The sequence below is a fragment of the Flavisphingomonas formosensis genome (assembly GCF_009755815.1).
GTDB lineage: Bacteria > Pseudomonadota > Alphaproteobacteria > Sphingomonadales > Sphingomonadaceae > Flavisphingomonas > Flavisphingomonas formosensis.
Map to the genome: position 1 here is coordinate 1 of NZ_WRPK01000021.1, position 12,643 is coordinate 12,643.

Annotated in this window: 13 protein-coding genes, 1 tRNA gene and 1 rRNA gene; 7 read left to right on the forward strand and 8 right to left on the reverse strand. The window is 63.9% G+C overall.

From position 1 onward, the window contains the following. The 4 genes from rrf to GQY20_RS32725 form a co-directional block, all read left to right on the forward strand. Positions 1-107: ribosomal RNA gene (gene rrf / locus GQY20_RS31145) — 5S ribosomal RNA — on the forward strand; the annotation flags it as partial. Positions 108-270: 163 nt separating this feature from the next. After that, a tRNA-Met gene (locus tag GQY20_RS31150) sits at positions 271-347 on the forward strand. A 187-nt stretch (positions 348-534) separates the two neighbouring features. Further along, the gene (locus GQY20_RS32720) at positions 535-1,101 is read left to right on the forward strand and encodes a tyrosine-type recombinase/integrase (RefSeq protein ID WP_232476358.1); all 567 of its coding nucleotides are present in this window, start codon (positions 535-537) and stop codon (positions 1,099-1,101) included. 38 nt (positions 1,102-1,139) lie between these two features. Then, the gene (locus GQY20_RS32725; protein WP_232476359.1) at positions 1,140-1,769 is read left to right on the forward strand and encodes a tyrosine-type recombinase/integrase; all 630 of its coding nucleotides are present in this window, start codon (positions 1,140-1,142) and stop codon (positions 1,767-1,769) included. Positions 1,770-2,148: 379 nt separating this feature from the next. On the opposite strand, the gene GQY20_RS31160 is transcribed toward GQY20_RS32725, so the two are convergent. Both GQY20_RS31160 and GQY20_RS31165 read right to left on the reverse strand, forming a co-directional pair. Beyond that, positions 2,149-2,754 carry a glutathione S-transferase family protein gene (locus GQY20_RS31160; RefSeq protein WP_157221075.1) on the reverse strand — a complete coding sequence of 202 codons (606 nt, stop codon included), beginning with the start codon at positions 2,752-2,754 and terminating at the stop codon, positions 2,149-2,151. 104 nt (positions 2,755-2,858) lie between these two features. Then, positions 2,859-3,575 carry a DUF1223 domain-containing protein gene (locus tag GQY20_RS31165; RefSeq protein ID WP_157221076.1) on the reverse strand — a complete coding sequence of 239 codons (717 nt, stop codon included), beginning with the start codon at positions 3,573-3,575 and terminating at the stop codon, positions 2,859-2,861. Between the two features lie 386 nt (positions 3,576-3,961). Between GQY20_RS31165 and GQY20_RS31175 the strand changes: the two genes are divergently transcribed. Continuing rightward, positions 3,962-4,708: a DoxX family protein gene (locus GQY20_RS31175; RefSeq protein WP_232476360.1), complete on the forward strand. Its 747-nt coding sequence runs from the start codon at positions 3,962-3,964 to the stop codon at positions 4,706-4,708. Positions 4,709-4,815: 107 nt separating this feature from the next. On the opposite strand, the gene GQY20_RS31180 is transcribed toward GQY20_RS31175, so the two are convergent. Beyond that, the gene (locus tag GQY20_RS31180; protein ID WP_198351328.1) at positions 4,816-5,055 is read right to left on the reverse strand and encodes a carboxymuconolactone decarboxylase family protein; all 240 of its coding nucleotides are present in this window, start codon (positions 5,053-5,055) and stop codon (positions 4,816-4,818) included. A gap of 405 nt (positions 5,056-5,460) precedes the next feature. Between GQY20_RS31180 and GQY20_RS31185 the strand changes: the two genes are divergently transcribed. Both GQY20_RS31185 and GQY20_RS31190 read left to right on the forward strand, forming a co-directional pair. Beyond that, entirely contained in the window at positions 5,461-5,721 is a 261-nt protein-coding gene (locus GQY20_RS31185) for a hypothetical protein (protein ID WP_157221078.1), read from the forward strand. A 55-nt stretch (positions 5,722-5,776) separates the two neighbouring features. Next, positions 5,777-5,944: a cytochrome b/b6 domain-containing protein gene (locus GQY20_RS31190; protein WP_157221079.1), complete on the forward strand. Its 168-nt coding sequence runs from the start codon at positions 5,777-5,779 to the stop codon at positions 5,942-5,944. 453 nt (positions 5,945-6,397) lie between these two features. Here the strand turns inward: GQY20_RS31190 and GQY20_RS31195 are convergent, their stop codons facing one another. From GQY20_RS31195 to GQY20_RS31215, 5 genes are all read right to left on the reverse strand, one after another. Then, a complete protein-coding gene (locus GQY20_RS31195) occupies positions 6,398-7,792 on the reverse strand; it encodes an NAD(P)(+) transhydrogenase (Re/Si-specific) subunit beta (RefSeq protein ID WP_157221080.1) in 1,395 nt (464 codons plus the stop codon). Position 7,793: 1 nt separating this feature from the next. Continuing rightward, positions 7,794-8,090 (reverse strand): NAD(P) transhydrogenase subunit alpha, encoded by a 297-nt coding sequence (locus GQY20_RS31200; protein ID WP_157221081.1) that lies wholly within the window; start codon positions 8,088-8,090, stop codon positions 7,794-7,796. Positions 8,091-8,176: 86 nt separating this feature from the next. Beyond that, positions 8,177-9,445: a cytochrome P450 gene (locus tag GQY20_RS31205; protein WP_157221082.1), complete on the reverse strand. Its 1,269-nt coding sequence runs from the start codon at positions 9,443-9,445 to the stop codon at positions 8,177-8,179. Positions 9,446-9,483: 38 nt separating this feature from the next. Next, a complete protein-coding gene (locus GQY20_RS31210; protein ID WP_157221083.1) occupies positions 9,484-10,524 on the reverse strand; it encodes a 2-oxoacid:ferredoxin oxidoreductase subunit beta in 1,041 nt (346 codons plus the stop codon). Further along, entirely contained in the window at positions 10,521-12,488 is a 1,968-nt protein-coding gene (locus GQY20_RS31215; protein WP_157221084.1) for a 2-oxoacid:acceptor oxidoreductase subunit alpha, read from the reverse strand. The genes GQY20_RS31210 and GQY20_RS31215 overlap by 4 nt, the downstream gene beginning before the upstream one ends. Positions 12,489-12,643: the final 155 nt, after the last annotated feature.

Below are 12,643 nucleotides of genomic sequence, written 5' to 3' on the forward strand. Positions count from 1 at the left end.
CCATAGCGTCTGTGACCCACCCGATCCCATCCCGAACTCGGCCGTGAAACCAGACAGCGCCGATGGTACTATCGCCTAAGCGATGGAAGAGTAGGTCGCCGCCAGGCTTTGAAGCCGGCGCATCATATACCCGTTCAACACGAACCCATTTACTCTGTCGTTGGCCTCAGGCGCCGGCGCCGACATCCGTCGGCTTGGCTCTCGCGCCAATAAGGCGCGGCGGCCCTCGGCCTTGCGGAGCTCCGCTCCGTCCTGCGGCCCCATCGTTGGCGCGGGGTGGAGCAGCCCGGTAGCTCGTCAGGCTCATAACCTGAAGGTCACAGGTTCAAATCCTGTCCCCGCAACCAACAGCACACCACACCGCAGCGTCTCAGCATATCCCTGAGGCGCTTTTTTTACGTCCGAAACAGTGACTTGGCGCCGTATCGCCATGTCGCGGCACGTCTCGCAGCGTCCCTCCGGATGCTGGGACGTCGATTTGCTTTTGGGGGTGTTCTTGGGGGTAGGGTCTGCTGGCCCGCAGGAGATACCCCCATGGCGCTCAAGGAACTGGAAGTGCGCTACGCGACCAAGCGCAGTAAGGATTACAAGCTCACCGACGGCGAGGGCCTGCATCTGCTGGTCCGGCCCAACGGCTCGAAGCTCTGGCGGCTCAAATACCGGTTCGGCGGTAAGGAGAAGCTGCTCTCGTTCGGACCCTATCCCAGGATCAGCCTGGCCGAGGCGCGGCTGCGCCGCGCACAGGCCAAGCTCGCGCTGGCCGAGGGGAGGGAGCCCGGCGCGAAGCCCGAGAGCAAGGCGGTGAAGACGTTCGAGCAGGCGGCGCGGGCGTGGCATAAGAACCGCGCCGATTCGCTCGATCCCGGGCATGCCTCCCGGCTGCTGCGGCGTCTGGAGCGGGATGTGCTCCCCGCGTTCGGGTCGACGGACCTGCGCGCGGTGACCAGCGCCGACGTGCTGGCGATGATCCGCGGGGTCGAAGCACGCGGTGCGCTCGACGTGAGCCGCAGGCTCAAGCAACATGTGGGGCAGATCTACCGGTTCGCGATCCCGCAGGGCTGGGCGGACAGGACCCGGCCGCCGCGCTCACCGACTCGCTGATGCCGAGGCCGCGGGTCCGGCATATGGCGAGGGTAGGGATGGCCGATCTGCCCAAGCTCGTTCAGGCCATCGATCGCTATGACGGCGACGAGACCGCGAAGCGCAGGGCGGTCACGCGGGCGGCGCTGCTGTTCACGCTGCTGACCTGGGCGCGGACCAACGAGACGCGGCTTGCGACCTGGGACGAGTTCGAGGGGCTCGTTACCTCCGAGCCGCTGTGGCGGGTGCCGGCCGCCCGCATGAAGATGGCGCGCGAGCATCTGGTGCCGCTCTCGCGGCAGGTGGTCGCGTTGCTCTCGACGCTGCGGACGCACAGCCGGGAAAGCTATGTGTTCGCGGGCGACAAGCTCGGGCAGCCCATCTCTCAGAACACGATGATCTATGGCTGCTACCGCATGGGCTATCGCGGGCGGCAGACGGTCCGCGGGTTCCGGGCGATCGCCTCTACCTGGGCCAACGAGGCCGAGCTATACCGTCCGGACTGGATCGAGATGGCGCTTGCCCATGCCGATCGTGACGAGGTGCGCGGCGCCTATAACAGTGCGCTCTACCTCTCGCCCCGCAGGCGCATGCTTCAAGAATGGGCTGACGTCATCGAGCAGATGATGGACCCTGTTGCATCGCCGGAGCGGGCCGAGCCGCAGAAATTAGCGCATGCAATGGCTTGACCTGGGCCGACAGGAGATTGTCCGGTTTGCAATGATCGAAAGGCGAAATCTGCCGTTCGGCAGCCCTGAAGGGTTCCGGGCGCCGGAGGCGTACGGACCCTTCAGGGGAGCGGACTTGCGGCTTCCGGGCAGTAAAGCACTATCTCATGACCGTCCTTGCTGCATGAACAAACGGCGGCTTTCGGGCTTAAGAGTCGGGCTGGTGAATCACCGCAATTAGGGCGCTTAGCCGCCGGCAGCTCACGATCCATTTTTCGCCGTTCGGGTGCCTCTTGGTCCTGCCTGAAAGCTGTCGTTAATGCAGCCGGAATAGCTGTTCAGAATTATACGTCATCCGGCCAAGTCTCGCCATCAGACTCAGCCAGGTAGTATGAACAATCTACATAGAAGATTGAGGAAGGGTATGTTGCGTGCTCGTCATCGATGGGCGTGCCTCGAAGCGCTCGAACCATCTCGTAAGCGTGGGTCTTCCGCTTCGCCAATCGCGATCGGGCCAGCGAAAGTCGAGATAGCCGAGGAAGACTGCGACCCCGATCTCTCCGATCAGCGGATCGGCCCGCAGCCGCTCACTTTCCAGCCGGTCCAGGGTAGCCTCGCGTGCGGCGTGAAAACGTTCCTGCATCGCGGTTGGGGGCCGATCCGGCGAGTTGCGCTCATCGGCGAAGAGCCGCCCCATCGCGGTCATCGCTCCGTCAGCCAGGCTCTGAAGCAGGAGCGCTCGCCACCGCTCCGGGCCGTCAACGGGGTGGAGCCGTCGTCCGCAAAGCGCGTCCAGGTAATCGCAGATCACGTCGGACTCGAAGAGCGTGGTCCCGCCCTCAAGCGCGAGTGTTGGCACCTTGGAAAGCGGGTTGATCACCCGCAAATGCTCGTCCGTCCAGGGATCGATTTCGACGAGCGTCAGTTTGCCCGAGAGGCCGAGCTCATGCGCCGCCACGCGCACCTTTCGCGCGAAGGGCGAGGTTGGTGCATACCAGAGTTCCATATGTGAGGCTCCTTAGGTCACCCCGTCCGTCTTCGTGTCGAATGCAGTCCGTTGACGCGACTGCATCAACATGGTGCGACCCGCCTGCATAGCGCCGGGGGAACTCACAGCCTCGCGGCCGCCACGATCGGACCGCCTTTGCCAGTCTGGACGAGAACGGCCGTGCGGTAGACCGGGCTGGGGCTGGCCGGTACGGGGAAGGTGGCGACCTTGCCCGACCAGGTGCCGACCGCCTGAAGCTGGCGAACGATGTTGCGATGGGGCAGCGTGCGTCCGCCATTCTCGCCGGCGCGGATCGGCACGTTGTTGACGCGGGGATCGAACCGAACGACCCACACCGTTGCCGGCCTGGCGCCGCCTGCCGCTCCGATCGAGATCCGGCCGCCCGTCAGCGCGATTTGCGGACCGCCCGAGCGCCGGGCGCCTGCGATCGCCGCCTCGAGCTCCTGTCGGTTGTTGCCGACGATCGTCTGCCGTCCGCCATTGATGACCATCTGCGGCGTCGCGACCTGTCCGCGGCCGGCGCTGCGGGCATAGTCGCACTGCCGCGCCGTGAACTGCGGGCGAGCGAACGTGTCCTTCCAGCCAAGCTGGTCCCAGTAGGTGACCGCGAAGGAAAGCGGGATGACGTCCGGTCGGTCGGCGATCGCGTTGAGATTCGCGTTGGCGGGCGGGCAGGAGGAGCAGCCCTGGCTCTGATAGAGCTCGACCACAACGGGCGAACCGGAGGCTGAGGCTGGAAACGCCGGCATCGCGAAAAGGCTGACGGCACCGGCGGCCGCCAAAGAGAAGGTGGCTGCGATCCAGTGTCGGCTTGGCATAACAGGCTCCGTTTGGGTTCGGTTGACTCTTCAACCTACGCCGGCCGATGTCGCCCAGTTACAGTCGGGAAGGTTCCCTCAATGCGGTGTAACCGCGATTACGCTCGCCCCGTATGGCAGGCATGGTCCACCTCTCCACCGTCTATTCACGCCTCCTGCGACCCACGCAGTCGTTGGTGGGCGCTGCCGCTTCGCGCCTCATCGGCCTCGGCTTCCTGTTTCACGGCTATGCGAAGCTGAGCCCATGGGCCGGACAAGTTCGGCCACATCCTCGCCAGGCTGCACATGCCCGTTCCCGACCTGCTCACATGGCTTACGACCGTGACCGAGCTCTCCGGCGGGCTCGCCATCCTGACCGGCCCCTCGTGCCCCTCGCGGCTCTGCCGATGGCCTTCGTACTTCTGGTCGCGATCGTCACCGTCCACCTTCCCAACGGGTTCGACGGCATCAAGCTGATGGAGTTCGCGTCCAACGGCACGTCAAGTTCGGCAAGCCCGGTTTCGAGACCGACCTCGCCTATCTGGCAGGGCTCGCGGCCCTCGCACTTGGCGGTGACGGTCCGCTTTCCGTCGATCGGCTGCTCCGCCGCCGCGTCGACTCCGCCCATCACCAAAACTGACAAGGATCGCTCGACGATGACAGCTTTGTTCAAGAAACTCGCGGTTTCGCCGCTTCCGATTGCTGCGGGATGGTATGCTATCCCGCTGCGTCTCATCGTCGGCTACGGCTTTTTCACGCATGGATGGGCCAAGCTCGCGCGAGGACCGGACAATTTCGGCGGGATCTTACACGCCATGGGGATGCCGGCGGCCGACCTGCTGAGCTGGGCGACCGTGGTGGTGGAGCTCGTCGGCGGGCTGATGATCCTCGCGGGCGCGCTGGTGCCGCTCATCACGGTGCCGATGATCGTGGTTCTGCTCGTCGCCATCTTCACCGTCCATCTTCCGAACGGCTTCAGCTCGATCAAGCTGATGTCCTACGACGCGACCGGCGCGCATTTCGGACAGCCGGGCTACGAGACCGATCTGCTCTATATCGCCGGTCTGGTCGCGTTGTGTATCGGCGGGGCCGGTCCCCTGTCGGTCGATGAGCGTCTTCGCGCGAAGCGCGATGTCGAGAATGGAACGGGCTGAACGTGCGGCCCGCTGTGATCGGGCATGCTCGCTGAGCCTCACCCGGCGGTTAAAGGCCAGCCCGCCTAGCGGGCCGGCCAACTGCTTTCATCAGTCTCCCTGCCGGCTCAGAACAGGTGCGTTCCGTGGGTGATAGCCCCGCCGGCGCGGATCGCCGCGGCAACCGTCGCCGCTTCCGCGAGCTGCGCATCGGTCGCGCCCGCCTCGCGGGCCTGCTTGTTGTGGATCTCAATGCAGTAGACGCACTGCATCGTGAGCGCGACGGCGACCGCGATGAGCTGCTTGTTGAGAGCGGAGATCTCGCCGTCCTTGAACACGGCTTTGTCGAACTCCCAGAACGCCTTCATCGCGTCGGGCGGCCCCTGCGTCCAGGCTCTTCAGGTTCTTGAGCTTACCCATGTCGTGCATGTCGCGTTCCTCGTCGCAATTCGCGGAGTGCTGGTCGGGCGGCGAACAAGAATTGGTCGCCGCTCCTTGGTCCAGCAAAGTGACATACGGGCGGCGATCGCTGGCGGTTACAGGCGCGAGGGCGGCTGCGCGGCCGGCTCCGGAGCCGCAGTCAACGCCTCCGAAACTTCAAACGGAGTCCGGTGTAACCGATCGGGGGCGGCCTGCGGATGGGCAGCAGGACGCGGCTTGCTTCTCCCGCAAGACCCCCAACCCCTGAACCGGGGACAGGTCGCGTCCGCCATGCCCGCCGCACCTCTCGTGGCAGGCATCCGACGAAACACTCACCATACAAGGATATTCCCATGCGCACGATCATGATGGTTGCCCTGTCCACCTTGGCGCTTGGCGCTGCGGTTCCTGCCGTCGCTCAGGACGCAATGGCCTCCCAAGACAAGATGGCATCGCACGGCCAGATGGCCGCCCAGGACCGTATGGCCTCGGACAAGAAGTCGCCCGGCGCAATGAAGAAGTCCTCGGCGCATGGCGCGATGGCGCACGAGGGGGCGATGAAAGCCCATTCCGACAAGATGAAGCGCGACGCCATGATGAGCGCCGGCCACTGATCGGCGTCCGGGGCGCCGTGCCCTGTACCGGCGCCCCGCAACCTCGGAGCGACTGATGGCTTCCCAACCGATCGACCCGCCTTCCGCGGGCGGCGACCTCATCTATCGCCAGCGCCGCCCCGTGCGTGCCTGGCACTGGCTCAATGCGCTCGCGGTGGTTGTCCTGCTGATGAGCGGCATGATGATCTTCTCGGCTCCTCCAAAAGCTGTTGTTTTAACTTAGAAAAATTGCCCAATAAGGTCGGCAACCCGGTTCACAACCCGGTTTTGCAGGCAGATAAATTGCGGCCAAGCGTGGATTTTTGCGGACGGATTGTCTGTTGGAGCCATAACGCCCTTTCTGCTTGGCACGGGTGTTTGAGAGTCGGGCTATCGAAGCTTGTAACTCTCACCAGATGGCGATTCCTCGTCCATCTGCACGGCAAACTATTCATAAAGCTCAATGTAGCGCACTGACATGGCCTCATGCGCTGCAGCGAGTTCTCAGACTATCCGGCGCGACAGCTGGCAGCACATGATCATGGCCTCGGGTGTCGAAACCCATCCCAATCTTGCGCAGATGGCTTGCCAGACGGTGCGGTTGCTGCGCGGCGATATCTAGCCCGAGCAGTTCATGACGCGTCCGGGCGAGGATGACGGATTCTTCGACGCACAGCATCGCCCGGACGGCGCGGGGTCAGTGGCCTGTGCCGCCGCCGGCAAGCTCCTTCACCATGTCGGCGGTGACCGCCTTGGCGTCGCCGAACAGCATCTGGGTGTTCGGATTATAGTAGATGGGGTTGTCGATGCCGGCGAAGCCCGCATTCATGCTGCGCTTGATCACGAACACCGTCTTGGCCTTGTCCGCCTCGATGATGGGCATGCCCGCGATGAGGCTCTTCGGGTCGTCGCGCGCCGAGGGGTTCACCGTGTCGTTGGCGCCGATGATCAGCGCCACGTCGGTCTGCGGCAGCTCGGGATTGATGTCCTCGAGCTCGACGAGCTGTTCATAGGGCACGTTCGCCTCGGCGAGCAGCACGTTCATATGGCCCGGCATGCGGCCCGCGACCGGATGGATCGCGAACTTCACGTCGACCTTCTTCTTGGTCAGCGCCTGGTAGAGCTCGCTCACCTTGTGCTGTGCCTGGGCGACCGCCATGCCGTAGCCGGGGATGATCACGACGCTGTCCGCATTCTCCAGCACCATCGCGGCCTCCTCGGCCGAGGCCGAGCGCACCGGGCGATCGTCCTTGCCGCCGGCGGAGCCCGCGGCGAGCGTCCCGAAGCCGCCGAACATCACATTGGCGAAGGAGCGGTTCATCGCGCGGCACATGATCACCGCGAGGATGAAGCCCGACGCGCCGTCCAGCGCGCCCGCCACGATCAGCAGCTTGTTGCCGAGCGCGAAACCCATCGCGCTGGCCGCGAGGCCGGCGTAGCTGTTGAGCAGCGCGATCACGGTCGGCATGTCCGCGCCGCCGATCGGGATCACCAGCAGGATGCCGAACAGCAGCGCCAGGCCGACGAAGAGCGGGAACAGGGCGGTGTTGGTCGGCGCGAAGACCAGCGTGACCGCAACGCCGAGCGCCGCCGCCGCGATCAGCGCGTTCACCACCCGCTGCCCGCCGAAGACGATCGGGCGGGTCGGCATGATCTCCTGTAGCTTGGCGAAGGCGATGACGCTGGCGGTGCAGGTGAGGAAACCGAGCAGCATCTCGAGCATCAGCGCCCAGAAGACGAAGCTGCCCGGCGCCGCGGTGTGCGCATATTTATAATATTCGGCGGCGCCGATCAGGCCGACGGCGAGCGCGCCGAAGGCGTGGCTGATCGCGGTCCGCTGCGGGATCGCGGTCATCGGCATCAGATAGGCCATCGGTACGCCGACGACCGTGCCGATCGCCATCGCGATGAGGATCAGGTTATAGTCGACGATCTCGTGATGGACGAGCGTGCCGATGATCGCGATCACCATGCCGATCTCGCCGGCCCGCACGCCGCGGCGCGCGGTCGACGGATGGCTCATCCACATCAGCGCCAGGATGAACAGCGCGCAGGTGGCGATCAGCGAAAGCTGGACGATGAGCTGTTCCATCTCAGCCGTCCTTCCGCTTGAACATCTTGAGCATGCGATCGGTGATCAGGAAACCCGACACCAGATTGATCGTCGCGGCGAGCACCGCGATGAAGCCGAGCGTCTTGGCCAGCGGCGTCGCACCCTCCTCACCCGTGATCGTGATCGCGCCGACGATCACCACCGCCGCAATCGCGTTGGTCAGAGACATCAGCGGCGAATGCAAAAGCGGCGAAACACGCTTGATAAGCTGGAAGCCCAGAAACGCCGCCAGCATGAAGACGAAGAGATAGTCTGGATTGAAGTTAAAATCTGACATTCATCGTTCTGCGGTGAAAGATACATTTCATGATCTAGATTTGCCCAATTATAAAAACAGATTATGAGAATATGTCTATATATGTATCATGAAATGTTCGCCATATACTCGTTGTCACTGTGCAATACTTTTTGAATCGTTGTTGTGGGATCCCAGACTAACGGAAGCCGATCTACGGTGATCACGTGGCCGCCGGTATAGGTCACCTCCGTATCCGGCTTCACGGCGAATTCGGGTATCCGGCCGAGCCATTCCTCCACCATGATCCGCAACTCCAGCCGTGCGAGATGCGCGCCGGCGCAGTGGTGATTGCCATAGCCGAACGACGCATGCTTGATCGGCTTGCGATGGAAATCCACGTCCATCGGCCGCTCGTTCCAACGCTCGTCGAGCCCGGCGACGACCCCCGGCATGAGGATCATGTCGTCGCGCTTCAGCTGGACCCCGTAAAATTCCGTGTCGTGCCGAACGACGCGGGTGCTCATCGAGATGGGAAAACGCCGGAGCAGCTCCTCCACCGCGGTGCCGATCAGCGACGGATCGGCGATGAGGGCGCGGCGATGGCCGTCATGGGTGGCGAGATAGTGCAGGACGAAGCTTGCGAAATTGGCCACGGTGTCGAGCCCGCCGGCCAGCACCCCGAGGCTGACGCTGAGCGCCTCGTCATATGTGATTTGCCGATCCTTGATCCGCCCATTGACGATCTGGGACAATATGTCGTCGCCGTCCTTGCCGAGGCGCTGGTCGAGATGCTGCCGGATATAGTCGAGAAGCCGCCGGGTGCCTTCTTCGGCGCTCAATTCTCCGGTCGGCCGTAGCACCTCGTCGACCGCCTGCTTGAGGCGTGGCGCATCGGAAAAGGGCAGATTGACGAGCATCATGAAGATCTTGAGCGGGTAGATCTCGGCAAATTGCTCGGTGAAGGCGCAATGCCCCGCGGGGCGCAGGCCTTCGATCAGCTCAACCGCGATCGTGCGGATCATGCTCTCCAGACGGGGGACCGCGGTGGGGCCGAGCGAGGGATTGAGCAAAGCGCGGACCGGGGCATGGTCGGGCGGATTGAGCCCGAGGGGAATGTTCGAGAATTTCTCGCCCGTTTCGCGCGGCAGCAGAAAGATATGGCTCGAGAAGCGTTTATGGTCCGAGGCGACCTCGGTCATCGACTTGGCACGCGTCGCGATCCAGTGCCCACCGTTGCGGGGCGTCCACACCACCTCCGGAACGCCGGAATCCTGCAGCACCTTCCACGCGCCGAAAATGTCCCGCTTCCCACCTGGCGGGGCGAACATGTCGAAGTCCACCACGCGATCCTCCGGGACATGCTCGGGACGCGGCGCGATGAGAGGGGTGGTCATGGCTTTCTCTTTCCTATGCTCATAGGCGATGGACGGGATTAAAGGTCGGCGGGGCGTTCCTTGGTTCGGGGGGGCGTCCACGTCCGCCTCCCCGCAAGCAGCCTGGCTAGATCGGGGCTCTTGCCGGCCCGCGCGGCTTCGTCCTGCGTCAGCGTCTGGGTCTCGTAGGTCGGGCGGGGATCGTCATAGATCACCCCCAGCGCCATCGGGAAGGCGCCGAACGGCATTTCCACAAGCATGTGCGCGACCGAGCGGTTCGCCACGTCATGGACCAGGACGCCCGCCGCTTGCCAATCGCCGTCATAGACCTCGACCACCTTCAGCGCCAGCTTCGCCATATCCAGCGCGATACCTCGCGTGCCCTTGTCGAACAGCATGGGCTTGCCTTGCCGGAGCCAGAGCTGCCGGGCTTCGGCGCCCTTGGCGACGGCGAAATCCTCGAAGCGATCCTTGTTGTAGACGATGCAGTTCTGGAAGATCTCGACGAAGGCTGCGCCCTGATGGGCATGGGCGGCCTCGAGCACGGCGGGCAGTTCCTTTGACACATCGAAGCCGCGGGCGATGAAGCGCGCGCCGGAGCCCAGCGCAAAGGCGCAGGGCAAGGCCGGCTGGTCGACCGAGCCGAGCGGCGTCGAGGGGCTCGGCGTTCCGACCCGGCTGGTCGGCGAATATTGGCCCTTGGTGAGGCCGTATATCTCGTTGTTGAACAGCATGATCTGACAATTCAGATTGCGCCGGAGGAGGTGCATCGTGTGGTTGCCGCCGATTGACATGCCGTCGCCGTCGCCGGTCACCAGCCAGATATCCAGTTCGGGATTGGCGAGCTTGATGCCCGTGGCGATGGCGGGCGCGCGGCCATGGATCGTGTGGAAGCCATAGCTTGCCATATAATAGGGAAAGCGGCTGGAGCAGCCGATGCCCGAGACGAACACGGTTGTGGCGGGGTCCGATCCCAGATCGACCATGGTGCGCTGCACCGCCTTCAGGATCGCGTAATCGCCGCAACCCGGGCACCAGCGGACCTCCTGATCCGATTCCCAATCCTTGATGCTGCGGGGACGGGGGCTCATGTCGTTCATGGATGGATCGCCTCGATGCTGGACGGTTGCGTCGCGTCGGCGGTCACGTCCGTGCCGCCGGTATCGTCTCGCTTCCCGTCGAAGACGCTGGCGATCGCCGCCTCGATCTCGGCGATGGCGAAGGGCTGTCCGGAAATTTTCGTCAGGGATTGCGCCTCGACGAGATATTGGTCGCGCAGCAGCGTCTTGAACTGGCCGGTATTCATCTCGGGCACCAGCACGGCCTCATACCCTTTGAGCAGCGCGCCGAGATTCGCCGGCAGCGGCCAGATGTGCCGGACATGGATGTGGCTGACGTCGAGACCGGCGGCGCGGGCGCGACGCACCGCTTGGTGGATCGGGCCGTAGGTGGAGCCCCAACCGACCACCGCGAGCCGGCCGCCTTCCTGGCCGAGGTCGATGTCCTGCGCAGGGATAGCGTGCGCCACGCCGTCGATCTTGGCCTTGCGCGCATCGGTCTGGAGCTGGTGCACGGCCGGCGAATAATCGAGATCGCCGGTGTCGGGCGCCTTCTCGATGCCGCCGATGCGATGCATCAGGCCGGCCGTGCCCGGCGTGATCCACGGACGCACGCCCTGGCCGTCGCGCTTATAGGGGAGAACCCTGTCGTCCTCGCCGTTGGCCTCGGTCAGGAAATCCACCGGGAAGGGCTCGAAATCCGCCGGATCAGGTATCCGCCACGGCTCGGCGGCATTGGCGATGTAGCCATCCGTGAGCAGGATCACCGGGGTCATGAAGCGGGTGGCGATGCGACAGGCTTCGATCGCGCAGGCGAAGGCGTCGGTCGGCGAGCGCGCGGCGATCACCGGCAAGGGCGCATCGCCGTTGCGACCATAGACCGCCTGATAGAGGTCCGACTGTTCGGTCTTGGTCGGCAGGCCGGTCGAAGGCCCGCCGCGTTGCGAGTTGACGATGACCAGCGGCAGTTCGGTCATCACTGCCAAGCCCATCGCTTCGCCCTTGAGCGCAATGCCGGGCCCGGACGAGGAGGTCACTCCCAGTTGCCCGGCATAGGAGGCGCCAATCGCCGAGCAGATCGCCGCGATCTCGTCCTCAGCCTGGAAGGTGGTTACCCCATATTCCTTGAGGTTGGCGAGATGATGCAGGATGGCCGAGGCCGGGGTAATCGGATAGCCGCCGAAAAACATCTTGAGGCCGGCAAGCTGTGCACCGGCGACGAGACCGAGGCTGACCGCTTCGGCGCCATTCACCGTGCGATAGAGACCTGGCGCGCTCGGCGCGGGGTCGAGATTCAGTTTCCTGACCTGCCCACCGATTTCGGCCGTCTCTCCATAGGCATGGCCGGCATTGAGCGCGGCGATATTGGCATGGGCGAGCAGCGGGTTCTTCTGGAACTTGCCGTTCAGCCAGTCGATCAGCGGTTGGCGATCCCGCTCAAACATCCAGAGAGCCAGCCCCAGCGTCCACATATTCTTACAGCGCAGCGCTTCCTTATTGCCTAGGCTGAAAGATTTCACCGCCTCCAGCGTCAGAGCGGAAATATCGAAGGCCAGGAGCGTCCATTTGGCGAGGCTGCCATCCTCGAGCGGGTTCGTCGTATATTTCGCCTTGTCTAGATTGCGCCTCGAGAATTCGCCCGCGTCGGCGATGATGAGACCGCCAGGCTTCAATGCCTGTACATTGGTCTTGAGCGCGGCCGGATTCATTGCCACGAGAACATCGGGTGCATCGCCGGCGGTGGTCACCTCGATCGAGCCGAAATTGATCTGGAACGCCGAGACGCCGAACAACGTGCCTTGCGGCGCGCGGATTTCGGCGGGAAAATCGGGAAATGTCGCGAGATCGTTGCCGGTCAGCGCCGTCGACAGGGTGAACTGGCTTCCGGTGAGCTGCATTCCGTCGCCAGAATCGCCGGCGAAACGCACCACGACGGCTTCGGGGACGGAAAGAATCGGTGACGAGTTTGGCGCGATGGTGTTACGTTCGATGCCAGATTCCGACATTTCAGATCCTTGCGGCGATCTTGTTTTCGATTGAATTATCTTTGAGGCAGCGGCCAGCCTGGGCGCGGCGACCCTCCTTTCATCCGGCGCTATGCGATGTCTGCGATCAAGATTGGCTCGCCTCTCCGCTTACACGGCGGTGCGGATGTCTCGCG